The 25297-nt window shown below is 37.4% G+C and carries 23 protein-coding genes and 1 CRISPR repeat array; all 23 genes read right to left on the bottom strand.

Features of this window, described 5'->3' with window-relative positions:
• Positions 1-36: 36 nt before the first annotated feature.
• Positions 37-630: a KpsF/GutQ family sugar-phosphate isomerase gene (locus A3I9_RS0103245; protein WP_018377651.1), complete on the bottom strand. Its 594-nt coding sequence runs from the start codon at positions 628-630 to the stop codon at positions 37-39.
• Positions 627-2675, bottom strand: a complete 2049-nt coding sequence (locus A3I9_RS0103240; protein WP_169333644.1) for a BglG family transcription antiterminator — start codon at positions 2673-2675, stop codon at positions 627-629. Before A3I9_RS0103240 ends, A3I9_RS0103245 begins: the two co-directional genes overlap by 4 nt.
• Positions 2676-2685: 10 nt before the next feature.
• A complete protein-coding gene (locus A3I9_RS0103235) occupies positions 2686-3321 on the bottom strand; it encodes a beta/alpha barrel domain-containing protein (protein WP_018377649.1) in 636 nt (211 codons plus the stop codon).
• Entirely contained in the window at positions 3308-4213 is a 906-nt protein-coding gene (gene dapA / locus A3I9_RS0103230; RefSeq protein ID WP_018377648.1) for a 4-hydroxy-tetrahydrodipicolinate synthase, read from the bottom strand. Before dapA ends, A3I9_RS0103235 begins: the two co-directional genes overlap by 14 nt.
• 64 nt (positions 4214-4277) lie before the next feature.
• Complete coding sequence (locus A3I9_RS0103225; protein WP_018377647.1) at positions 4278-5537, bottom strand: PTS ascorbate transporter subunit IIC; 1260 nt, start codon at positions 5535-5537, stop codon at positions 4278-4280.
• A gap of 18 nt (positions 5538-5555) precedes the next feature.
• Positions 5556-5828 (bottom strand): PTS sugar transporter subunit IIB, encoded by a 273-nt coding sequence (locus A3I9_RS0103220; protein WP_018377646.1) that lies wholly within the window; start codon positions 5826-5828, stop codon positions 5556-5558.
• 15 nt (positions 5829-5843) lie between these two features.
• A complete protein-coding gene (locus tag A3I9_RS0103215) occupies positions 5844-6281 on the bottom strand; it encodes a PTS sugar transporter subunit IIA (protein ID WP_245538924.1) in 438 nt (145 codons plus the stop codon).
• A gap of 145 nt (positions 6282-6426) precedes the next feature.
• Positions 6427-7119 carry a methionine ABC transporter permease gene (locus A3I9_RS0103210; RefSeq protein ID WP_026217306.1) on the bottom strand — a complete coding sequence of 231 codons (693 nt, stop codon included), beginning with the start codon at positions 7117-7119 and terminating at the stop codon, positions 6427-6429.
• Positions 7120-7131: 12 nt separating this feature from the next.
• Positions 7132-8193, bottom strand: coding sequence for a methionine ABC transporter ATP-binding protein (locus A3I9_RS0103205; RefSeq protein WP_018377643.1), 1062 nt, complete (start codon positions 8191-8193; stop codon positions 7132-7134).
• Positions 8174-9559: a M20/M25/M40 family metallo-hydrolase gene (locus A3I9_RS0103200; protein WP_018377642.1), complete on the bottom strand. Its 1386-nt coding sequence runs from the start codon at positions 9557-9559 to the stop codon at positions 8174-8176. The genes A3I9_RS0103205 and A3I9_RS0103200 overlap by 20 nt, the downstream gene beginning before the upstream one ends.
• A gap of 63 nt (positions 9560-9622) precedes the next feature.
• Complete coding sequence (locus tag A3I9_RS0103195; protein WP_018377641.1) at positions 9623-10486, bottom strand: MetQ/NlpA family ABC transporter substrate-binding protein; 864 nt, start codon at positions 10484-10486, stop codon at positions 9623-9625.
• Between the two features lie 203 nt (positions 10487-10689).
• Complete coding sequence (locus A3I9_RS0103190) at positions 10690-11379, bottom strand: gamma-glutamyl-gamma-aminobutyrate hydrolase family protein (protein WP_018377640.1); 690 nt, start codon at positions 11377-11379, stop codon at positions 10690-10692.
• 122 nt (positions 11380-11501) lie between these two features.
• The gene (locus A3I9_RS0103185; protein WP_018377639.1) at positions 11502-12380 is read right to left on the bottom strand and encodes an ATP-binding cassette domain-containing protein; all 879 of its coding nucleotides are present in this window, start codon (positions 12378-12380) and stop codon (positions 11502-11504) included.
• Entirely contained in the window at positions 12377-13240 is an 864-nt protein-coding gene (locus A3I9_RS0103180; RefSeq protein WP_018377638.1) for an ABC transporter ATP-binding protein, read from the bottom strand. Before A3I9_RS0103180 ends, A3I9_RS0103185 begins: the two co-directional genes overlap by 4 nt.
• The gene (locus tag A3I9_RS0103175) at positions 13240-14070 is read right to left on the bottom strand and encodes an ABC transporter permease (RefSeq protein WP_018377637.1); all 831 of its coding nucleotides are present in this window, start codon (positions 14068-14070) and stop codon (positions 13240-13242) included. Before A3I9_RS0103175 ends, A3I9_RS0103180 begins: the two co-directional genes overlap by 1 nt.
• A gap of 1 nt (position 14071) precedes the next feature.
• On the bottom strand, positions 14072-15028 hold the full coding sequence (locus A3I9_RS0103170) for an ABC transporter permease (RefSeq protein ID WP_018377636.1): 957 nt from the start codon (positions 15026-15028) through the stop codon (positions 14072-14074).
• Positions 15029-15112: 84 nt separating this feature from the next.
• A complete protein-coding gene (locus A3I9_RS0103165; protein ID WP_018377635.1) occupies positions 15113-16687 on the bottom strand; it encodes an ABC transporter substrate-binding protein in 1575 nt (524 codons plus the stop codon).
• A gap of 302 nt (positions 16688-16989) precedes the next feature.
• Positions 16990-17487: a CRISPR direct-repeat array (repeat unit 36 nt; unit sequence GTTTTGGAACCATTCGAAACAACACAGCTCTAAAAC).
• A gap of 212 nt (positions 17488-17699) precedes the next feature.
• Positions 17700-18365, bottom strand: a complete 666-nt coding sequence (gene csn2 / locus A3I9_RS0103160) for a type II-A CRISPR-associated protein Csn2 (RefSeq protein ID WP_018377634.1) — start codon at positions 18363-18365, stop codon at positions 17700-17702.
• On the bottom strand, positions 18352-18696 hold the full coding sequence (gene cas2 / locus A3I9_RS0103155; protein WP_018377633.1) for a CRISPR-associated endonuclease Cas2: 345 nt from the start codon (positions 18694-18696) through the stop codon (positions 18352-18354). Before cas2 ends, csn2 begins: the two co-directional genes overlap by 14 nt.
• Positions 18693-19559, bottom strand: a complete 867-nt coding sequence (gene cas1 / locus A3I9_RS0103150) for a type II CRISPR-associated endonuclease Cas1 (protein WP_018377632.1) — start codon at positions 19557-19559, stop codon at positions 18693-18695. The genes cas2 and cas1 overlap by 4 nt, the downstream gene beginning before the upstream one ends.
• Positions 19559-23779: a type II CRISPR RNA-guided endonuclease Cas9 gene (cas9, locus tag A3I9_RS0103145; RefSeq protein ID WP_018377631.1), complete on the bottom strand. Its 4221-nt coding sequence runs from the start codon at positions 23777-23779 to the stop codon at positions 19559-19561. The genes cas1 and cas9 overlap by 1 nt, the downstream gene beginning before the upstream one ends.
• A gap of 311 nt (positions 23780-24090) precedes the next feature.
• On the bottom strand, positions 24091-24489 hold the full coding sequence (locus A3I9_RS0103140; RefSeq protein ID WP_018377630.1) for an HIRAN domain-containing protein: 399 nt from the start codon (positions 24487-24489) through the stop codon (positions 24091-24093).
• Positions 24490-25287 (bottom strand): hypothetical protein, encoded by a 798-nt coding sequence (locus A3I9_RS0103135; RefSeq protein ID WP_018377629.1) that lies wholly within the window; start codon positions 25285-25287, stop codon positions 24490-24492.
• Positions 25288-25297 lie beyond the last annotated feature (10 nt).

The following is a 25297-nucleotide window of genomic DNA, read 5'->3' as shown; positions in this document are numbered from 1 at the left end:
TAGCAAAAACCAAGCATTTTTGCTTGGTTTCATTCATTATCCTTGAGCAAGTTTTTCTCCTAATGCACCTCCCGGATGGTATAAGTGAAAATTATCTGCTGTAAAGTTTTTCATTTTAGAAAGTGTAACTGCAATACTATCTCCTAAGGCTAACATTGTTGTTGCACTAGTGGTTGGAGCAAGACCTAATGTATCAGCCTCGGTTTGATAAGTATAAGAAAGGACATAATCACAAGATTTGGCAAGAACAGATTCAGGATTTGAGGTAAATGCAATCAATTTGCAACCTATTTTTCTTAAACTCGGTAACATCGCTAAGACTTCTTGTGTAGTTCCACTATTTGAAAGCAATAACACTATGTCTTGTTCAGCTATTTCTCCCATATCTCCGTGGAGAGACTCTGTACTATGTACAAAAGTAGCTCGAGTACCTAAGCTGGCAAAACTAGCTGCTAATTTTCTACCGATGTGGCCTGATTTCCCTACTCCTGTAAAAACTACTTTACCCTCAACCCCAAATAATAACTCGACTACTCTAACTGTATTTTGATTTAATGCATTTTTTGTACTTTCAATTCCTGCAATCTCTGTATCTAATGCAGTTCTCATATTTTGATAAATATCGATCATAGTTCATTTTCACTCCTTTTTATAAAAGTATATATATCTTCTACACTCGTATGAAAAGATACATTCAAAAATAATTCAGAATTTGTAATTAATTTTACTAAATCAGCCATAGCAGAAATATGTTTCTTATTATCAACTGCCGCTAAAAAGAATACATGCGTTATTTCCTTATCATTTATCACCATAGGAGTCTCCAAAATTCCTAGCGACATACCTATATCAGAGACTCCATTACTTGGTTCAGTATGTGGTAAAAGGATATTTGGAGCAATGTGAAATGTATTATTGGAGTTTAAAATTTCCTCCTTAACAGCTCTTACATAATCTTTTCTAATAATTTTATTATTCAACAGAGGTTCAGCTAATAAATCTAACATTTCCTCTATACTCGAATTCTCTGGAATTTTTTGAATATATTGAGGTAAGAGAATATCGCTCAATCTTATCTCACTTGATTTCTTCTCTATATTTTGCTGGAAAGTTAAATAATTTGCTAATTCTTTTTTCAAGTCATCCGACGCATTGATATCTGTGTGTTTTTCAATAATCTGTAAAATTTTATCCACATCTGGCAATTGGTATCTGCCTATTTTTTCATAAACAGTTCTGACCAAATTGTATTTTTCTCCAACTGTCATAATTGGGTTCAAAAAGAAAACCGGACTCTTTGATTCCAAAATAGATTTTTCCATACTTGTTGAAAAAATTAAGTCAACATTAGTGATATCAAATTGTCTAAATTCTTCTATGGCTAAAGGACCAATAAAAAGAATGTCCGAAAATAGATTCCGTAATTCTTCAAAGATGATCGCTGAACTTCCAATTCCGTTTGAACAAACAACAACTGCTTTCATTGTCTGTGATGTTATTTTTGTCCCATTTTTTTCAATAATTGAAGCAAAGTGAATGCTTAAATAAGCAATTTCATCTTCAGAAATTTTCTGTCCCATTAATTGGTTGTTTTGTTTGACTACCTCATTTACCAAATAGTAAATATCACGGTATTCATTTTGAATTTTAGAAACAAGCTGATTTGCAATTGGGAATTGAAACAGTAATCGATAGTAACACGGTCGTAAATGGCCATAAAGTTGATATATTACTTCATCTCGGTTATCAAAGAAAATACCCGACAATTTCTCAAATAGACGCAATAGTTGATAAACAATTTGCAATATAAAATTTCTATCTGGAGTTTGATAATCCAAATTTCCAACTGATTGTCCCAAAACCCACGAACATAGATAAAGAATTTCTTCTTCGCTATTTATCTTAAAATAATTACATAAATTTTTACTAAACTGGTATTCTATCATCTCCTTGATGTCAAAATTTAAAGTAACTTCAAAACAGTTTTGTAAATGCTGCATTCTTTTTAAAATTAAAGCGAGAAAACAACAAAATTCTACAAAGCGATCCTCTACAAAACGTATATTCAAAGAATCATTTAACCTATGTACTTGCGAAATAAATGATTGTAATTCTATTTCTTTATATTTTTTTAAATAAAGAGTATAGATCATTTTATTTCCTGCAGCAAAATCAGACATAATCCAGTAAAAAAGGTGGCGTCGAATAGCCATTTCATCCCCTATTAATTGATAGCCTGTTTGTCTAGAATAGTCTAGCATAATACCTTCTTCTGATAATAAATCCGAAAGCTCTTTTATATCTTGACTAATAGTTGTTTTACCAACTCCTAACAACTCATAGAGATGAGCAAAGCTAATATATTCTTCATCTTTCGCAACTAATATTAGAAAAATCAGCTTTAACCGTTCTACACTATTAAAAATATAGTCATTTGCGAAATCTAATTCATTTATTTCGATTAAAAAGTGATATTGGTCGTCATTGATAAAAAGAAATTGGTGTGTCCCATCAATTTGTTCAACATCATGTTCCGCTAAAAATTCATTTAGTTTTTTAATAGAATATTTCAATTGACTCTGGTTAATTTCCAATTCTGCTTCTAGTTCAGAAAAAGATCCCTTTCTATGCCTTTTTAAAAAATGAATAATATCAGAAACACGTTTATCAATCACAACTTCTCCCTCACTTCCTATCCGAAAATTTTTCAACTGCTTGGCGTAGCAATTGTGCATTAAATGCAATTTCCTCCGTTGTTCCTTTTGTTAGTAAGCTCCCCACCCCCAACACTTCTACACCACTCTCTAGCCAATTTGTTATATTATCAATAGTTACGCCTCCAGAAGACATTAGTGGAAGGTAAGGTAATGGTGTCTTAAAAATAGATCCCAATTGGTATCCATAAAAATTAGAAATCGGAAACGCTTTGATCATAGATGCTCCATGCTCCAACGCTACAACTGCTTCAGTATAGGTTGTACAACCAGGCATATAGGGAATTTGATATCTATTACATAATCTCGCTACATCTTGATTAAAATTTGGAGCAATGATAAACTTAGCACCGGCTAAAATAGCTAGTCTAGCTGTTTCAGAATCAAGTACAGTTCCTGCACCTACTAAAATTTTATTTTCATAAATTGTATTCAACTGTGAAATGATATCTGAAGCATTTGCATTAGTATAGCTAATTTCCAAACAATCAATTTGACCAGCTAAACAGCCATCTACTATTTGTTGTGCTCTTTCAATTGTTTCAACACGTACAATAGCCATCACAGTCGATTTCAACAATCTCTGTAAAGTGTCAATTTTTTGCATAATACCCCTCTGCTTCTTCTATATACTTTAACATTACCTTTTCTATATCATCTAGGTACTTTTCTTTTACTGGTAGAACTGGTCTTCTCGCCTGCCCCACATTAATACCACGTAGCATAATTGTCTGTTTTAAAACTGCAGGTATAGTAGCATATTTTAAGATCCTTCTGAATTCTTCAATAGAATTTTGAGCTTCTTGCGCAGCCTCTAAATTTCCTGATATGAATTCTGAATAAATCCGTAAATCATTTTCAATAATTGCATTAGAGGTGGCTGCAACTGCTCCTCTTGCACCAAGTTTAAGCGCTTCTAATATCAATGAATCTGAGCCTATCAAAACATCAAAATTTTTATCTTTTGTATTTTTAATATATCCTTTTATATTTTCGATATTCCCACTACTATCCTTTATGCCTATAATATTGTTTTCTTCAGCCAACTTGGTCACCAATTCAATTGTGAGCGGATTCCCTGTTATTTTTGGAATATTATACAATAGAATCGGAACTGGACTATGTTCTGCGATATTACAATAATGTTGATAGAGTTCATCCTCTGTAAGGGAATTAAAGTATGGAGTAATGACTGATAAATAGTCAACACCAATTGCATTCATCTGTTCTGCTAATGTAATGACTTCTCTTGTGCTATTTCCTCCAACACCAACAATGATTGGCACACGTTTCTTTACCTTTTCAACAACAAATTGAGCAAATTTAATTTTTTCTTCAGTTGTTAATACCTGAAATTCGCCATTTGTTCCTAGAATAAAAATACCTGAAACACCTTTTCCAATTAAAAATTCAATGAGCTGAGCAGTCGCATTATAATTAATGTGTTCAAATTCATCAAAAGGTGTTACCATAGCAGTAATAATTCCTGATAGCCTCATCTTTTCCTCCTCTGAAACTATACTTTGTTAAAAGATAGCCTAGCAAATAAAGCTAGGCTATTTATTAATGGAAGAGACCCAAAATCTTGTCAAGCAGTATACCAATAACATTATAGTCAATATTCGGGAAAGTTGATCCTTCAATTCCCATTCCTCCATATACTGGATAAAGTACTACTGGTAGAAAAGCTAATAGTAAACCTGCAACAAAAGAACCTGCAATTGCGCCACGCCAACCACCAGTAGAATTACCAAATACTGCTGCAGTACCACCTGAGAAGAAACAGATATGTGCTGCAGGGATAATAATTACTGGGAACTTTAAAGCCACCATAACTACTACAGCTAGAAGTCCCGCAGCATATGCTGATAAGAACCCAACAATTACTGCGGTAGGAGCAAATGGAAAGACCGTAGGGACATCAAGCGCTGGACGAGAATTTGGAATGAATTTTTCAGAGATAGATACAAACGCTGCTGTAATTTCTGCCAAGAACATCCGTACACCTGTCATCAAAACAGACATACCTGCTGCAAAAGTAAAAGCTTGAATGAGTGGATAAACCAACCAGTGTTGACTGCCAGCCATTTCTTGCACCATCTCTTTACCTGCTGCTAATGCTGATACATAGAATAGAACCAGCATAATCACTGATACTCCCATCAAGAAATCTCTAAAGAAAGACAACCATTTTGGAAAGTTGATTTTTTCAGTGCTTTCTTCTTGGTGTTTACTAAAGAGTTTTCCAATGTAACCAGCTAAAGAATAGCCAATCATATTAAAGTGACCGATAGCTGTAGTATCTCCACCCGTAATTTTTCTCATAAATGGTTGACATAATTCTGGCAAGAAGGCTGACATAAAACCAAGGAGTGTACCTCCCACAAGAATCGCTACTACATCAGATAAACCATGAGCTTTTAAAATGAGCGATAGTACACAGGCAAAGAATAGACTATGTCCTGTTGTAAAAAAGATATTTTTAAAGGGAGTGATACGAGCTATGACCAAATTCATAACAAAACCCAAGATTAAGGTCGAAGACGTAACTAGGGCATATTCTGTTTGTGCGAGGGCTGTTGCAGCTTCTGGTGAAGCAATAACACCTTGGATATTAAAACCAGATTGGAACATTGCATTAAAATTTTGTAATGCTCCTGTCATAATTGATCCACCTGCGCTGAATACTAGAAAGCCAATGATTGTTTTGAAAGTGCCTGTCAGTACATCAACACGAGACTTTTTCTGTGCAACTAGACCAACAAATGCAACCAACCCTAAGAGAACTGCAGGTGTACTTAATAAACTAATAATAAATTTCATTTTTTTCTCCTTTTATCATTAGAGCACTGCTTCTAATTTTGATTTGATTTCTTCTTTATCTACAATATTTGTAATTCCCACAACCTTTTGTGGAATACCTTTTTCAACCAGTTCTTCAGCAACATCCACTAATGTTACCAAAATATCACCGTCAAATCCTGGCACTCCATCTAATGATGAATGTTCAATCTGGATATCCCATCCATTTTCTCTGACAACTTCTTGTACCTTAATTTTCAACATCAAACTGGATCCGACACCTGCTCGGCAGGCAACTAGCGCTTTATGCATAAGCTAAACTCCTTTTTATTTATTTAAAATTTGAATAATTTGATCCGAATCGTGAGTATCTAACAATAACTGTTTGGATTTATCATCACTCAATACCTCTACTAAATGTGATAACATCTCTAAATGAGATTCACTATCTGGAGCACTTAAACTAAATAAAATCAATACAGGATCATTATGTTCATTTCCTGATATCACTGGTGTTTTTAGTCTAGTAAACCCTAACGCCAGACGTAATGCACCTTTTGAAGATGGAGCATGAGGCATCGCAATATTTTTTGTAATAACAATATATGGACCTGTTGATTTATAAATACGAATAATTTCCTCAATGTATTCTTGAGTAATCGCTCCATCCTCCAGTAAAGGACGAGTTGCTATTCGAATTGCATCTATAAAATCAACTGCATCCACATCAAACTGAATATATTCTTTTTTTATAAATTCCCTCAACAAGAATTTCCCTCCTTTCCGCAATATTATTATATTTCATTTTAGTATGCGCTTTCAATATTGTTTTGTTTCAACTTTTTTTGGGCTAAAAATAAAAAACGAACCAAATAAAAATATGTAGTTGGTTAACTACATATTTTCTAGCTTATTTATGACTAAGTTTCCGTGACAAGTAATCTCCGATAAATTGGATGATGAAAATCATGAGGAGGATTAAGATAGTGGCAAGGAAGGTTACATCGTAGTTCCAGCGTTGGTGTCCATAGACAAGGGCGACTTGCCCCAGTCCGCCTGAACCAATCGCACCGGCCATCGCTGTGTAACCGACGAGCGATACGAGGGCAAAGGTCGTTACGCGGATAATATCTGGTAAACCTTCTCTTAGGTAGACAAAGACAATGTCCCAGAAAGTCGCGCCTGAGGCTTCGGCCGCTTCAATCACGCCACCATCCAACTCTGACAAGACTACTTGGATTTGACGGGCGTAGAATGGAAAGACTGAGAGTGCCAACGCTACTAGCGCGGCATTGGGGCCAATCGTAGTCCCCACAATCATTTTGGTCACAGGTGAAATAATTCCCAACAAGATAATAAAGGGAATGGCACGGAAAATAGAAGAAATAGTGTCTAAAATCCAGAAAATTACCTTATTTTCTTTGACACCACCAGGACCCGTCAAAACGAGAGCAAGACCTGTAATCAAACCCATTACACCCCCAACTGCAAAGGAGGCAAAGGTCATATAAAAAGTAAGGTAGGTCGCTGTCCACCAACCTGTCTGGCCATCCCAACCAATCTTATAGATGTCAGGAAAATTTGTCTGAATAAATTCTAAGATACTTGTTATCATTTAATTTCCTTCCTTCAAGATAGTCACTTCAACATTTTGTTGCTGGATGCTCGTCAAGGCTTCTTGGACATTTTCCGTCACCCCTGACAAGATAACAACCATTTCACCGACTGGTGTATTGTCTAAAATTTCGATATTCGCATAAAGAATATTAGCTGTCACTTGATAATCACGGTAGAGTTGGTTCAAAAGTGGCTCATCTGTCGCATGGCCTGCATATTTCAGCTGTACCAACTTTTCACCTACTTGTAGCTCACGCACCACATCCTGCTTTTCAATCTTGACCATGGCTTCATCAATTCCTGTTGCTGTACTGATGAAATCCTGTGTCAAGGCTTCTTTTGGGTGGGAAAAAATCTCAAGGACAGACCCTTCTTCAATCAGGCGACCATTTTGCATAACGGCTACACGGTTGGCAATGTCTTTGACAATTTGCATTTCATGGGTAATGAGGACAATAGTCAGTCCCAATTTTTGGTTCAATTCCTGTAACAAGGCTAAGATTTGTTTCGTTGTTTTCGGATCAAGGGCAGAGGTCGCTTCATCTGAAATCAAGATTTTAGGGTCATTCGCCAAGGCACGCGCAATGGCAACCCGCTGCTTCTGTCCACCAGATAATTGGGACGGATAGTTGTCCGCACGGTCAGACAGGCCAACCAATTCCAACAATTTAGCGACTTTTTCTTTCTTTTCTTCCTTGGAAAGCCCAGAATGCTTCAGAGCAAAAGCCACATTTTCAGCGGCCGTAGATTGCGCCATCAGATTGAAATGCTGGAAAATCATCCCAATATCCCGACGTTTTTGCCGTAGCTCTGCTGCATTTAATGTAACGTTTCCGTCAAAAATCACATCCTCATCAATGGTGATTTTTCCTGCTGACGGGACCTGTAAGAGATTGATGACCCGTACCAGAGTGGATTTCCCCGCACCTGAGTAGCCTACAATCCCGTAAATATCACCTTGGTTGATGTGAATCGTCACATCCTTGACCGCTTCAATGACGCGTTTTTTCTGACGGAAGGTCACGTCAATGTGGTCTAATTTAATCATTTCTTTCTTCATAGGTTGCAATAAACTCCTCTACTAATTCGATATGATGGACATAATCTTCAATGCGAACATTTTCATCCCCTGCATGGTCATGGCTATTGGGATTGCCCATGCCAACGGCCGCAATCGGCACTTGCAAGGCATGAAAGACCGTGTGCATTGGTCCTGTACCCGGTGACGTTGGAAGCACTGCTACGCCTTCTGGTGTGTGTTGTTTTGCCACTTCAATCAGACGCTGGATAGCTGGAGCTGACATATCACTCCGATAACTCATTTCCCCCAACGTATAAATAACATCCACCTTCTCAAAACCATATTTTATCAAATGTTGGCGAATCTTGTCCAGCACATACTGTGGCTCGAGTCCCGGCACTAAGCGGACTTCCATCTTAGCACTAGCTTCTGCAGGAACAATTGTCTTGACCCCTTGTCCCAGATAACCAGTAGACAAGCCTTCAATGGTCATAGATGGTTCAAAGTATAGACGTTTCAAAAATTCTCTACGTTCTTCTACCAAGGTTGGTAGGGTCAAACCATAAATCTCTTTCACCGTTTGAGGACTAGCCAAGGCAAACTCTTCTACCAAGGCTAATTCCCGTTCATTTGGCGCCATCACTTTTTCATAAATGCCATCCACCAAGATACGGCCATCTGTCGCCCGCATGGACTGGAGGGCATTGAGCAAATACCACGAAGCCGAATCTACCACCCCTCCATAAGAGGAATGGATATCCAAATCGGCACTTTTCACCCGCACATCAAAGGTCACAATTCCCTTGTTTCCCCCTGAAATCTCCAACTCATCCTTAATATTGCGGATGCCTTGCTCCCAAATCAAGAGGTCTGCGCCAGCCAATTCCTTTTGATACTTGACAAGGTATTTTTCCAAATCTACGGAAGCCGACTCCTCAGCTCCCTCCATGATAAAGAGGATATGAACAGGTAGAGCATCATGCTTTTCCAAATACTTCTGAACAGCTGTCAAGCGAGCGATGATATGTCCCTTGTCATCATCTACTCCACGCCCATACAAGTGACCATCACGAACGCTGACTTCAAAGGGCTGATCCGTCCAAATCTGGTCGCCATCAGCTGGTACCGTATCATAATGATTATAAAAAATAATAGTCTTGGCATTTGGATTTGGGCTGGCAAACTTCGCCATGACAAAGGGAGCTGCAAAACTATCATCAAGCACCACAGACGCTCCTGCTTTTTCAAATAAATCCTTCAAATATGTCGCAACTTCTAACAGGCCAATTTGTTGTGCAAAGATAGACTTCTTAGTAATTAGGACCTTTAACTCTTCAAAATAAGACTGAATGGTCTTGTCCGTTTCAAACTTTTTTTGTTTTTCCAATCGTGCTTGTGCTTCCATTTTCTACTCCTTTAAATAAGGCAAAGGAGGCGTATGCTCGCACACGCCTCATCTTCTTCCTTTTTACCAAACTGGCTCATCCATACCATCTGAAGTTTCTTCGATAATTTTTTTCACATCATCTGTCTGGTAAGCTTTGACAATTTTCTTGATTGCTGCTGCTTTGTCAGATTTTTCCCAATCTGGTTTTGCTGCAATTAAGTTGTACCATTGAGCAGAGTTTTCGTCTTTTTGCTCTTTGTATAGGGCATTTTTGTAATCCAAACCAGATTCAATCACGAATGTATTGTTGACAACTGCTGCTGCTACCGACTCAAGAGAACTTGCTGTTTGGCTGGCATCCAATTCTGTAATGGTTAATTTTTTAGGATTTTCTTTGATATTGACAATCGTTGCCAATTCTTCACCAGATACATCCAATTTAATCAAACCAGCTGATTGAAGCAAGTACAGGGCACGGCTTTCATTTGTTGGGTCATTTGGTACAGCAATTTCAGCACCATTTGGAATCTCATCTACCGATTTATATTTGTTTTTTCCACCTTCTGTACCAGAGTAAAGACGGATTGGTGCGATATAGGTATCTGCAATAGCTACCAATTCTTCACCGTTTTCTTCATTCCAGTTGTTCAAGAAATTGTAATGTTGGAAAGCGTTGATATCGACTTCACCTTCGACAACTGCACGGTTAGGCTGTGAGTAATCTGTAAATTGAGTAAACTCCAATTTCACTTCATCACCCAAGAGTTCTTGAACCTTGTCCCAGCGTGCTTCCTCTGATGTACTCAAGCTCATTACACCAACCTTGATTGTATTGGCATCTTCTTTAGAAGTAGAAGCAGATTTTGAACCGCCTCCACAAGCTGCTAAAGCAACCACTGACACGGCTGCAACTGTTGCTAAACCAAACCATTTTTTAAATTTCATAATAAGTCTCCTTTTGTCAGGAAATATCTCATTCCCTGTTCATCTAACTGTTCTTATCTTATCATAAGGAATGCCATCTGCCTAGTATAGAATTTTTAAGTGGGACTTTAAAATTATTTATAGCCTTTTTGTAAAAGATATAGTTTTTAACTATATCCAAGGTCACAAAAATACCTATTCATTGTAATGAATAGGATTTCCTGTTACAACTGATGAACAAGGTAGCGGAACAATCTCCGATTACTTTCGCATTTCCGAATTAAAAATTCTGGGTGCCATTGGATTCCTAGGAGAGAATGTCCAGCTTGACTTTCATAGGCTTCAATCGTCCCATCTCGGGGATCGAGAGCCGTTGCGACCAAGCCTGGTGCCAAGTCTTTAATCCGTTGACGATGAAGGGAGTTAATAGACGTCCCTTCTTGGAAGAGTTTGCTGACACGGCTGTGAGGACGGATTTGTAAAGAGTGAGAAGTTCCTTCAACCTCTTCCTGCCAATGATTGTCGATAGATTGTTGCAAAGTTCCACCCAGAGCTACATTGAGCAATTGCATCCCACGACAAACGGCAAAAATTGGTTTTCCTTGCTTCAAGGCTTCGCGAATCAGTGCCAATTCAAACTCATCACGCGCTAAGAGGTAATCATCACTATCAATCTCTTTTTCCTCACCATAAAAGCGTGGATCCACATGTTGTCCGCCTGAGAGGACCAATTTGTCAATCATGTCAATATAGTCTTTAGCTAATTCTGGTTGACCAATCGGAATCACAATCGGTAAGCCACCTGCTTCTTTGACAGCTTCAGACAAATCACGCGCTATAGCGACATATTTGATACCAGACATAGCTGGCATTTCCTTCTCATTTCCTGTAATTCCAACAATCACCTTTGCCATATCTGGTACTCCTCTCCTCGTTTTTTATTATCTTATCATGAGAATAATTCTCTGTCTAATATATAAAATTTAAGAGGGGATAAAGAATTTTTAATAGAAAAAAACTAGACACCATTTGGAATCTAGTTTTTGTTTATTCTCACAAAATGTTCCGGTTCGATTTCGACCCAGTCAAATGCTTCAGTCAATTCAAAGTTTTGTACCTGACTAGATACTTGACTCAGTTGTTCTCGTGCCAGTTGAGGAGACAAGGGAAGATTAGCTGAGAGAAGGTAGCGAGTGTAAGGATGTTGCGGATTGGCAAACAAGTTCTCAGCTGGCGCCAACTCCACCAAGGCTCCCTTGTACAAGACTGCTATCCGTTGAGCAAAATGCCGAACTACTGTCAAATCATGGGAAATAAAGAGATAGGACAGATGAAATTCTTCTTGTAATTCAGCCAACAGTTGTAAAATCTGGGCTTGAATCGACACATCAAGGGCGGAAGTCGGTTCATCACATACAATAAACTGAGGCCGACTGACTACCGCACGCGCAATTCCAATCCGCTGTCGTTGTCCACCACTAAAAGATTTAGGACGTTTGTTTATATCTTCTTCATGGATACCAACTCGGTCTAATACTGTTCGCGCTAATGTGTCAGCTTCCTCATTTGGCAAACGATAAAGAGGTTCCTTGACCAATTCCAAGGCAGAAAGATGAGGATTGAGAGCTGAAAAAGGATCCTGATAGATGATTTGCAGAGCCTGATTGTCTAAATCTTCTTGCGTCAGTCCCACGTAGTTAATTTGACCCTCTGTCGGCTCTTCCAATCCCAAAATCAACTTGGAAAGCGTAGATTTTCCGCTGCCAGATTCACCCACCAACCCAAGCGTTTCTCCCTTATATAAGGTTAAATCCACACCATTAACGGCTATCTGCTGACTTTCTTGACCGAGAATATTTTTCTTCCGATACACCTTCTTGACATTCTGAATGCTGATCAGTGCTTCTTTCCTCATAGTTTGCCTCCTTTCCGTACAAAATGGGTGTCTGATACAGGGACTAACTTCCCTTCCTGTACAATTCTTTCAGACGTTGCAACCTCTGCATTTTGCCCTTCTAAACGAGCTGCTTGAAGGAGTTCTTGGGTATATGGGTGAAGTGGGTTGTCAAAAATATCTTCAACGGTTCCTTCTTCGACCACTTGCCCTGCCCGCATGACTTTTACTTCATCACATAATCCTGCAATAACTCCAAAATCATGACTGACAATCACTACCGTCAGACCCAGACTCTCCTGCAATTCCTTAATAAGCGCCAGAATTTGGGCTTGAATGGTCACATCAAGAGCTGTCGTTGGCTCATCTGCAATGAGGACACGAGGTTCTGCCAACAAGGCCATAGCAATCAATATCCGTTGCCTCATACCTCCTGAAAATTCAAAAGGGTACTGATTCAGGCGCTGTTCTGGCTGAGGAATGCCCACCTTTGATAGCATATCCACCATCTTCTCTTGCCGTTCTGTAGCTGTCAACTGAGGAGTAAAACGCTTGATAATTTCTTCCAAATGATAGCCAATTTTCCGCAAAGGATTGAGAGACGTCATCGGATCTTGGAAAATCATGGCAATCGGAAGAGCTTCCCCTGTCACGACTTTTTTTTCTTCAAACTCCAGACGGTCGTAGCTAACAGATACTTCTTTGGGCTGAATCCCCATAATGGACTTGACCGTCAAGCTCTTTCCGCTTCCTGACTCTCCCACCAGCCCTAATACCTTTCCTTTAGGGACTTTCAGGGTCACGTCTTCAACCAAGGTCTTGATTTCCTTGCCCTTTTTGGTTGTAATCTGTAGGTTTTCTAAAAGAATACTTGTCGACATTAGGCCACCTCCTTCTGCAAGGCATCACGGATTAAATCTCCGATGTTATTAAAGGAATAGATGGTCAGCAGAATGAAAATCCCTGGCAAAATCGCCATATATGGAGCACTCTGCAAGGTGGATTGGGCATTTTGCAAGAGACTTCCCCAAGAAGCCAAGGGCTGTTGAATACCAATTCCTAAAAAACTAAGGGCTGATTCTGTCATAATCGCTGACGAAATACTAGTCGAAGCCGCTACAATCAAGGTCGGTAAAATAGATGGTAAGATATGACGAAAAATAATCGTCATGGGTCTCACACCGATAAAACGAGCGTATTGGACATAGTCATTTGTTTTTGCAGATAGGGTTTCCGCCCGCACCAAACGGGCAATGCTCATCCACGAAAAACCGCCGATAACCACAATAATCGTAGTCAAACCAGGTTTTAAAAAGACACTAAGAACGATAACCAGTACCAACCACGGAATTGAGGACAGCACATCTACCGTCCGCATGAGAAAACTATCGATGTTCCCACCAAAATAACCAGCAACAATCCCGATGACACTCCCAATCATGACGGACGCCATCATGGCAAGGACACCTACAAGGAGAGAAATTCGCCCACCATAAAGAACGCGGGCAAAATAATCCCGTCCCACATTATCTGTGCCAAAAAAATGTTCCAAATTAGGGGCCTGATTCATCTGACTGACATTGGTCGTATTAGGATCCAAGGGCAAAACAGGTGCCAATAAGGATAGGACTAATAAGGCCAGCAGAAAAAGGACAGAAAAAAGATAGAGAGGTGACGCTAGCAACTCTTCTTTAAATGGTTTCCAAAACATCCTATTCCCCTCCTCTCGTGATACGCGGATCTACCAGTGAATACAAAATATCTGACAGCAGATTCCCTAGGATAACAAGGCTCGCTGACAAGAGCATGACTGCCATAATAATTGGATAATCCAAAGCCTTGGTCGCAGAAGTAAGATAAGGACCAACGCCCGGCCAAGCATAAATGGTCTCCGTAATCAAAGCCCCTGTTACTAACATCGGCAAGGCCATCCCAATCTGGGTGACAATTGGAATCAATACATTTCGTGCAATGTGTTTCCCAAAAACCTCACTCTTCTTAGCCTGAAAAGCTTCCTGCACTGTCACATAATCCTTATCCATCTCGATGATAGCCGATGTCCGGATATAACGAATCAACTCTGGCATAAAGGCCATCACCAAAGTGATATAGGGAAGGATAAAGTGGGCTAGAAAGTCCCCAAATTGTCCTTCCTTCCCCAGCGTATGCATTCCAATAAATGGTAACAAATTCAAACGATAACCAAACACATAAATCAAAATCATGGCAAACCAGAAGGTGGGCACCGCAATTCCCAAAGAAGCAAAGGCATCCACGGCACGGTCTATCCACTTACCACGATTAGCCGCTGCAAGCAATCCTAATGCAATCGCCGCAAGCAAGGCTGTCACATAGGCTGGCAATACCAGGGAAATCGTATTGGGCAATTTCTCTGCCAAATCCGCTGCAATACTGTGCTGCGTTAACAAAGAATGACCAAAGTTTCCTATTAGAATATTTTTCAACCAGACAAAATACTGCACCAAAAAGGGCTCATTCAAGCCATTTTGTTCTTTTAACAATTCAATTTGCTCTGCTGTCATATTGGGCGTCGCTAAAGAATCAATGACATCAAAGGGCGCCGCCTGTATCAAAGAAAATACAATAAAGGAAATCAACAATAGTAAGGGAATCGCTTGTGCGATTCGTTTGACAATATATTTAAACATACATGCTCCTATAAAAGGGTTGGTTTTATAAAAACCAGAAAACGAGTTTGAGAAGGAAACTCTCAAACTCATCCTCTTTCCTTGTTAGTCTTTCATCGTCAAGTGTGACGGATCTTCAAAGGTATAAATCGGAATCAAGCCTGTTTCTTCCACACCACTCACGCGGTTGTTGACAGCTAAGATTTTCTTGTTGTCAACGATTGGATAGATGGCTGCTTCATCAGCAATTGCTGCTTGCAAGTCATCGTAGATGGTTTCACGTTTCTTTTTGTCCAACTCTACTGAACCTTGTTCAAAAAGTCCGTTCACTTTGGCCGAATCCAGCTTAAAGTAGTTAGAACCGCCGCCTACTTTGAAGAGACGTGTGTATTGGTCAGGGTCATTCCCCATGATGTAACCACCTAGGAAGAGGTCATAAGCCACAGAACCTTCCTTGCGCAATTCTGTAAAGAGCGCTGTTGAATCTCCACCTGCCAATTCAACTGTCACACCGATTTGTGACAACTGCTCTTGGATCAAGGTTGCTTGTAAAGTTTGCGCCGCATCAGATGAATTATAACCCAAGTTGACCTTCAAGTTGCTGACACCTGCATCTGCCAAGAGTTTCTTAGCCGTTTCTACATTTTGCTCATATTTTTCAACTTTATCAGTTGTATATGGATTGGCAACTGGCAAGAATGAATACGGTGTTTCATAATATTTTTTATCCAAGTAAGCCGCTTGATTCATCTCGTCCTTATTCAAAGCAAATAGAAGAGCTTGACGAACGCGAACATCTTTCAATTCAGGAGTTGTCGTATTCAATCCAAGGTAACCAACACGGTTTTCTGTATACGCATAGGTCTTAATTGTTTTTGTATCCAAGTCCTCTATGTCTGTTGGAAGAACAAAGGATGCATCCACCTCACCCGTTTGAAGAGCAACTTTACGTGTGTCAGCACTGGTGATAATCCGAAGAACAAGGTTGTCAATTTCAGGCTCCCCTTTGTAGTATTCTTCATTGGCTTCTAGCTTGATAAATTGACCATGTTTGTATTCTACAAATTTGTAAGGACCTGTTCCGACTGGCGTGTTTTTCAATTCTGCTACAGAGAAGTCAGCCTCATCATTGAAGATGTGTTCAGGAATGATGTAGGTTTCTGTCACGATGTTGTCTAGAGCCGCTGCACTCACTGCTGGCAAGACAAACTTCACCGTATAGTCATCGACTTTTTCAAAGGTAACAGGTTTTTCATTGATGTAAAGGCCATCTGCATTTCCATTTTCTTCCTTCACTTTTTGATTGTAAGTAAAGATAACGTCATCAGCTGTGAAGGTTTCGCCATCTGACCATTTCACATCTTGACGCAATTTCACTGTAATGCTCAACCCATCTTCAGCGATTTCGTAACTATCTGCCAATTCATTGACATAGCTGCCATCTGCTTCTACTCGAATCAATGGTGAGTAAATAAAGTTTGTCAAAGTCAAGCCCCAGCGATCACTTGTATTGATTGGATTGGTTGAACTTGGGTCCCCGTCAATTGCATAGGTAAACGTATCATCATCTGCTGCTGATGAAGAGGAAGTTGTCGATTTTGAAGCACTACCTGTTCCACAAGCTGCCAATGTTAAAATCGCTACCGCTGATAAGACACCTGCTAAAAATTTCTGTTTCATTTTTTCTCTCCTTGTGTTTTTATAGTAGCTATCTTATCAGTAATTTCTTCATTTGCATAATATATAAATTTTAAATCCTCTTAAAAAAATTTTATGGAGTCAAAAAAAGAGGCTCACGCCTCTCTATACTATTAACTGGAAAAACACATCGTGCTACAGGACTTTAAGTAAAAATACATTCCCCCTAATTAGGCAGGAACATCTTAGCACGCTCCTTTTGTCCAACTTAAATACAAGCTAATAGCAGAGCCCAAAATATCCAACTGCTCAAACTTAACAGTTAGAATGCCCATATGATTTTAGTATTGAAACCATTCGAAACAACATAGCTCTAAAACGCTTGCTATCGAGAGTGGGCTAAGCTTGTGGTTTTGGAACCATTCGAAACAACACAGCTCTAAAACCTTCATCTTTTTAAATTCATCCGAATACATGTTTTGGAACCATTCGAAACAACACAGCTCTAAAACTAATTGCTAAGGGATGAGACAGCAACTGCCGTTTTGGAACCATTCGAAACAACACAGCTCTAAAACAGTTCTTTGTCTCGGTAAGTTGTCTCGCTTGTTTTGGAACCATTCGAAACAACACAGCTCTAAAACTTGTCGGCTAGTGCTTTATCATCTGCAATAGTTTTGGAACCATTCGAAACAACACAGCTCTAAAACTTCTTCTCTTGCAGGTGGAAAAGGAGTAACGTTTTGGAACCATTCGAAACAACACAGCTCTAAAACAATACAAAAATCAAGTACGGTGACGGTGCGGTTTTGGAACCATTCGAAACAACACAGCTCTAAAACCTCGTAGACCATTTTGAATCTAGAAAATTTCGTAATCGCGCCATTCATCCCAGCTAGACTTCAGTTTCAAATGCTTCCATTATGCTACTCTTATTGTACCTCAAAAAGCCTTTCAATTCAACATTTTCAAGTACTTTAGCTACACTTTTATATATTTAATACCTACTACAAAGAAGTATCCAGAGTTTGTTTCAACACCTTTTTATTCGTATTTACATATTATTTTCTGCCATCAAAAAGTAATCTTCATCCAAAACATATTGAGGAAAATCGTACAGTCGTCTTGGTTCTAAAAATAATACTGTTTGGTTAGACAGTCGAATGTACTCCAATAACTTTCCCATTTCCTTTTTTGTTAAATAAGCTCCGCTATTTACAAAAATCAAAAGGCGCTTTTTACTGAGGTAATTAAAAATTTGTAGTATTTCAAAACATTTTTCAAAAATGGTATCACTTTGTGTTTCGATTTTTACACCTAAAGCCTTAATCAACTCCAAAATTGTAATCTCATCAAATTCCAAGTCCAGTTCATTTTCCAAACATTCAAAGGCAATCAATTCTGTGATCGTTGCAGCTAACTTTTCAACCATTGATTTAACTTCCGGCTTATCATTGAACTGTGATTCCAAATCCGCATGGATTAGCTTCAAAAGGGCAGGGGCATTGATATCATATCCTAAGATATCTGTTACTACCATAAGCTCAGATTCTTTAAGTGATTTTAACTTGCTATCAAATAATTTGAGTTCGCCATCCTCATCATAGTCATAAAGCTGCTTGATTAGATTTGAAAATATTGCCACATCTTTGATAACAAGAATCGTCCCATTTTCTAACGTCAAGGGTTCATCTAAAATCGGAAAATTAATCTTCAGCATCGTATGCCTCCCCTAAAAACACGACTCGACTATCTGAATTGGCAATACTCTGATTACGGGCTCCGTGTAAATAAATCATCCGAGCAAATTGTTTCTCCGTCACTGTCAATAAAGTAATACTCCCTTTTTTAGGGTTGTTCTCTTGAAGACGGTCTATCATCGCCTTGTTAGCAGAATTATTAAGCAGCAACTTACTGTAAACAGAAAATTGGTGCATGATAAAACCTTCACCAAGTAAAAACTTCCTAAATTTACGATATGCCTTGCGTTCCTCAGCTGTATCCGTTGGCATATCAAACATTAAAATCATACGCATATACCGATAACTCATATCCTAAACTCAGGAACTCCTTTTCCTTGATTATTCAACGCCTTCACGACCTTTTTCGTATAATCACTGACAATATTTGAGAGGTACATTTCTTTGTTATTATAAAGATACGTCTCTGAAAATATCGTGAACAACTCACGCTTCATTTTGACAAAAGAATTATTGCGGTTTTCATAGATAATCCTATCCACAATGGGACGAAACGGCTCCATGACATCACTGGCAAAATTAAACTGGTTGAACTGATTGGCATGCTTCAGACCAAATTGTGTCATGCACCCACACACTACCACCTCACGCGCAAACATGCTTAATAGTAACGTATAACCATAGTCAAGTCCTGCATTGATGTCATTATCCTGCTCCCGTGAAAAATCATTCCCGAACAAAGTATTAAAATAAATACGCGCAGCATGCCCTTCACGATTACTCGGATCAAATGGCTCTAAACTATGATACAAGTCCATAATGGATTGAGACTTTTCAAAGAACGAACATTCTCCCAAGTACATACTCTGATTCAAAATTTTCTGAGCAATGATGGTTGTCCAAACCTCACATTTGATATCTTCTCCCCATGCAATTTGATTGCTCAATTGCAAGCTAGAATCATGCCTTGCATAATAAGGCATGATCATAGCTGTTGGCAATCGTTTATCATCACAGAATATCACTAAAATATTCTCATCTACAAGACGCTTTATTAACATTGTAGACAATACTATATCTGTTGTTTCCAGTAACAGAATATCAATCTCAGACAGATGAATCATCTCTGTTTTATAAGCATCTTTAAAAATCAAATGGTTATTTTTGTAGGATAATTTTGAATGTGTATTAACAACTACTGTTCGCCATCCCATTACTCTTCTCCCCACTTACTCAAATCAATGCGAGTTTCGTAAAGACCTGTGATGGATTGGTGGATGAGGGTGGCTGAGAGTAATTTAGAATTTGGCTTATATCTTGGTCTCGCAACTGAATTTTTTTCAGAAAAGTAAGTTTTAATATCTCTACTAACTCCACTTTTTACAAATTCAAACATCTTTAAAAAATTCTCATAATAATATCTAACTACTTCATCGTTACATTGAAAATCTTTAAAGTTCCGGTTGTTATAACCTGATTCTAATGATTTTAAACCTGCTGTTTCACCAAGGTATTTTCTGGAGAAATTAAATATTGCTTCTGCAAGTTTATCAAATTCATCGCTATGTTGTTCAATAAAGTTAACACTTTCTTTAACTGCCATTTCATCCTTTAAATCCATCAAATTTGATTTTGTCAAATAACGTTTCATATGATAAAAGAGTTCACTTTGGGATTCAGTCAATTTAAATTGTGTTGCCTTATGTAAATTTGTAGAACTTTCAATCATCATTTTTCCACCATTAGCTTGTTGAACTAAAGAATATTTAGGAATCTGAATATAGTTTTTTACTCTAGAAAAATCATTTTTACTTAAGAATTCTGGACTATTGAGAAAATCAATTGGATTTTCATTGAATCTCTTATAATCAATAATATCAATATCATGAAGTTCTTTTACTAGTTTTGTTTTATTGGTTCTATTATTCATTTTCTCTGCTATTATTAGAACTGAAAGGGCTGAATTTAGCGGCCCGTATCCTCCATAAATAGATGGATTTAACCCCTGCTTTATTGGATAGAGATTTTCTGGTGCTAGTTTCGTAGAATTTTGACCAACAGGATTTTGATTAAAGAAACCACCCTTTTTTATCACTGTCCTTTTAACAAAATTAATTTGAGATTTATATAAAACTTTTTTAATAATAGGTAAATCCCTACTACAGCTCCAAACTTCTTTACTAACTTTAGTTTCTGGACTGTTGAAAAATTTCATTACATTTGAATACAAATGTTTTTTGACTGTTGCTTTATTTTCCTCATGACGATTAAATTTTCTATACTGACCATAAACTAGTTCTGGTGCCAATTTCGGATATGCTTTTAACAAAGTTTGGGCAATAACAACATTCAAATAAGCATCATGGGCATGATGGTAATCGTTTAACTCTCTAATCTTAGGTAAATGAAAAGTATTTCTAAAGTTAGATACTAATTGAGACTTTAAAGTAACAATTTTACTACTTTCAAATCGACCATCTAAAATTCGAGCGACATGTTTAATAATCTGGCGTGTTTCAACTAATTGACGTTCGATGAATCCTGCCTTCATATCCTCTGTTAAAACACCATTAGGTGTTCTTTCTGCTGTTGTTAATCGTTGAAATTTAACTTGTGAAATCAGTTTTGCTTCATAAAGCTGTTCCCAAAAAGGCTTCATTTTCCGAACAATATCTTTATTTGGAATATTTGCTTCTTTATTCTGATTGTTTATTCGACGAGTCAAGACTTTATTATCAATAGAATCTATCGGTAAATGGCTATACGGTATAATATGATCCACTTCATACTGATTTAATTGATTATAATCTATAGTTTCCGGATTACCATCCTTATCTAACGAATACATATCTTTCCCATTTTGCAGACAATATAAATAGAGTTTTTCTGATTGTAGTTCTTCGTTACTATATTTCAGTTGCCCCTTATTTTTACCATTATCAACCAATAAATCTGTTTCCATTCTCTTTAAAGCTTGTTCAAGTTTGGTTTTTCTTGGTTTTGATTTCTTTTTCCCCTCCTCTGTTGTCATATTTTCTCGTGCCATTTCAATTACAATTTTTTGAGGTGGATAACCAATAATATCTACAAGTTCATCAACAATTTTGATACTATTTAAAATGCCACGCTTGAGCGCTGGACTTCCTGCAATTTCTTTAATGCTTTCAGATAATGTATCTGATTGTAAAGATTGCGATTGGATTTCTGAAATCTTATGTTTAAAGGACAATTTATCGTCAGAAATTAACTGTTGAAGATTTCTGTTTCTATCATCTGTCCTAACAAATTGCAATAAATTAAATCCAGTATCTTCATCTCGTATATTCGTCAACAATTCTTGTGAATATTCTCCCCATCCTTTATATCTTAATTTAGATAGTTGATCAATTTGTTCATCCGATAAAAAATTTGAAAAATTTTTCTTGAAATAATCTTTAATTGATTTCTTATCTTCAAATACAGTAATAATCTTTACAATTTCTTCTAATTCATTTTGATATTCTTCAGAATCTAACATCTGTGCAGAAAAAATATTTTTAAAATCGTTGTAAGTCTTCAAGGAGGCATTAAATGATTGTCTTACCCCAGCTACTATCTCAACAACTTTTAATTCATCATGGCAGTTCTGCAAATAATTCACTAGTTGTTTCACTGTAACTCTTTTAGATGTATCTTTAAACAAGTCTTTAATAATAGCCTTCCTGACATCAGATTTAAATGAATCAGTCTTTCCATATTTATTTTTATACTTCACCCTCGTTAATTCATTATGTAGCATTAGTTCTTCATAAATTAAACTTCTTTTAGGTAATACTTTTTTATTTAAAAGAACAGTGTCTTCTCCTATTAGATTATTAATAAATTCTTTTCTTGTTTCATTCATATTAACCAACTGGTCTATATTCCAGGGACGAATTTTCCCAGCCTTAGTATCCTCATCATCTGAATCTAAAACATTTGGTGCTTCATTCTTTACATACCAAGAAAATCGGCTGCCATCTTTTTGTGCTAAAGGTCCTACAAAATACGGAATTCGAACAGTTAAAATTTTTAGCAATTTCTCCTTATTTTCCAATAAGAATGGGTAATTTTTCCCTTGTCTATCAATTATTTTAACAAATTCATAGGCATGAATTTGATTCGGTATTGCACCGTTATCAACTGTTCTGAGTTTTCTTAATAACGTTTTATGTTCAATTTTATCTAGAAAATAATCAGCACCTTCTAACATTTTGATTTTATTACTAAGATATGAATAAAAATCGTCTATTTTTGTCTTATTATTAATATATCCCGCATAACCTCTTATCTCTTTATCAACTACAAATCCCTTCTCCGTCTTTTTACCGAAAATATCTAGATAATCTTGCTCTGATAAATTTTGTTTTACAAAAGATTTTAACCGCTGTAAATCTTTTCTGTGTTCTTCATATCTATCAATCATTGTTGCTGAAAATCTAGCATGCGTTCCTCCTTTATGAGTTAGCATATCTGAAAGCAATAATGTATCGTTGAAAGATTTTAAACAAGCAAAAACATTAGAAAAATCATCAGAAATAACACATAGTAACTCCGATAATTTTTCATCATAATTCTCTTTTAAAAAGTCTAAGTCTGGTTCTTCATCTAACTCGAAACAAACTTTAAATTTTGTAGATAATCCAAATAACAAATGTAATAATTGTTTAAAAACACTTGTATCTTTTTTACTTTCTTCTTTTGGAAATAAAGAAACCATTGTTTTTACTTTATCTTTACGCGCTAATTTTTCTTTCAAGACAGTATAAAACTCTTCATATCCGTCAGGTAATTCCATGTCAAAACACTCTTGACAAGCAAGTACAAAATCTTTCCATTTTTCTTTTATATCAATATTATTAGGATTTATATCACGAGTTGTTAAGAAGTTTCCACGATATTTTAAAATATGAGAAAGCGCCATATAAACTTCTCTGATGTCAGCTTTTTCTTCAGTGTCAGGCATATCGGCTAAATATTTTCTTAAATGATAAATAGTCGGATATTGCTGATGAAATTCTTTTTCTAAATCTTTTTTTCCAAAAAAAGGATGTTTAATTCTGATATCATCACTTTTGTCATCTACGATTCTAAACGTCTCATCCAGCCGGCGATAAAAGTTTTTATCTACCTTATCAATTTCCTCTTTAAAAATTTCACGTAGATATTTAATCCTGTTATTTCTTCTTTCAAGTCTACGGCTACTCGTTCTAAATAATCTTGTATCTTGAGCAGGTTCTGCGGACTCAAAAATTGTTGAGCCAATTAGATTCTTCTTAATGTACTTTTTCTCTGTTTCTCCAAACACACGAAATTTAAAACTTGGCACTTTGTGATCCTCTGTAACTACAGCATACCCAACCGAAGAAACCCCTATATCTAAGCCAATGGAATATTTTTGATTAAATTTTGCCATTAAAATTCTCCTATTCTCTTGCAAAATCCTCTTTAATGAGGTAGAATGACAGTGTTGGAACCATTCGAAACAACACAGCCAAAAGGTACGTCCTTTTGAGTTAAAATATGGTATATCCATAGTCTAGTCATGCGCACCGATTCGGTGCTTTTTTGTTGCTTCGAAATGTATTCGATTACACAGCTATTATACTCTCTTTGGGTGATTCTGACAATAAAACTTTTTATGATGATGACTGCCGTCTAGGCATATAATATACAAAAAAGCAGAATACTCTTCTGCTTCCATATGCTCTATTTATTTCCCACTAATCAATCCCTCAAATAAATCCCAATATCCATCTTAGTCCATTTGCCTTTTTGGGTTTTCTCTTGGATTTTGCCGATAAGAAGTTTTCCGGCATCCATGAGACGGGCAAAAACCACATTATCTTTCTTGGGGACATAGCCGATTTTCTGCCCAGCTTGGGTTTGAATCATAATGGCTTCCGCATCATAGGGATTATTGGGTTCTCTGAGAAAGACTAATTCCACTCCATTTTTCAAATCTGGCTCAATCATTTCAAAATTCTCAACGTGCATGACACCTGCGACATAGGTATCAAAGAGGAAAATGTCCCGCTCAAATGGCAGAGCGAAATCCACTTCACTACCTTTTTGATGAAAAAGGCTGACCAGATCATTTCCTTTGTCTATCTTCTGTAAGTCCATCTAGCGTAACAACTCCTTGATTCTCTTGTCGTAGTTTTCTTTTGCTTTAATAAAATCAGCCTTAGCATTCCTTAACATTTCTTGACGCTCCGCTACCCATTTCTCATCCTGCAAAAGATTTTTGTAAATGTAGGGATAGTTAGACTTGATGTTTTCAATCTGCTCTTCTAGTTGCTGAATTTGTACCCTCAACTGCTCAATCCGCTTTTTCAAGAGCGTATGGCTACTGAGCGTCTCGTCTTCTGCTCTATCCACCAGCAACTCATAAATCATCCGAACCGTTTCTAAATCCGCTGCCTCGTAAGCTGCCACGGCCGCATGAAAAAGTTTTAACTCCTCATCTGAAATATCAGGATGCAAATCTGGGTGAAGCCACTTGATAATCTGACGATAATATTGCTTTAAATCCTTGGTTTCGTCCTCCGTCAAGGTCGCATACTGACTACGCTCAATCGCTTTGGTAATCTCCTCAAACTGCACCTTCAAGCGCTCCATATACTCTTTTAATTCCTCATCCAGCAGGCGTTCAATTTCAGCTAAATTTGGCTTTTCTTGACGATTTTTCAATGCCTGAAGCATTTCACATTTCCGCTTTGCCCGCAGATAATCACACTGCGCCTGAAAAGCTTCATACTCAAACCGACCAATCTTGAGCATAAAATCCATCTCAATATTTTTACAAACATGGAGCAATAGGTCGTCTCGCTCAGACAGCAAGGCAGCTAGCTGCACTTTTAACTCAGCTAACTCCTCCTCCAAGCTCCCCTGACTCGCTAAGCGTATAATAGATTCTGACATAAATTACCTC

The organism is Streptococcus ovis DSM 16829, assembly GCF_000380125.1.
Classification (GTDB): Bacteria; Bacillota; Bacilli; order Lactobacillales; family Streptococcaceae; genus Streptococcus; species Streptococcus ovis.
Note: the sequence above shows the minus strand (reverse complement) of the source record. Positions and strands in the feature narration are given on the sequence as shown.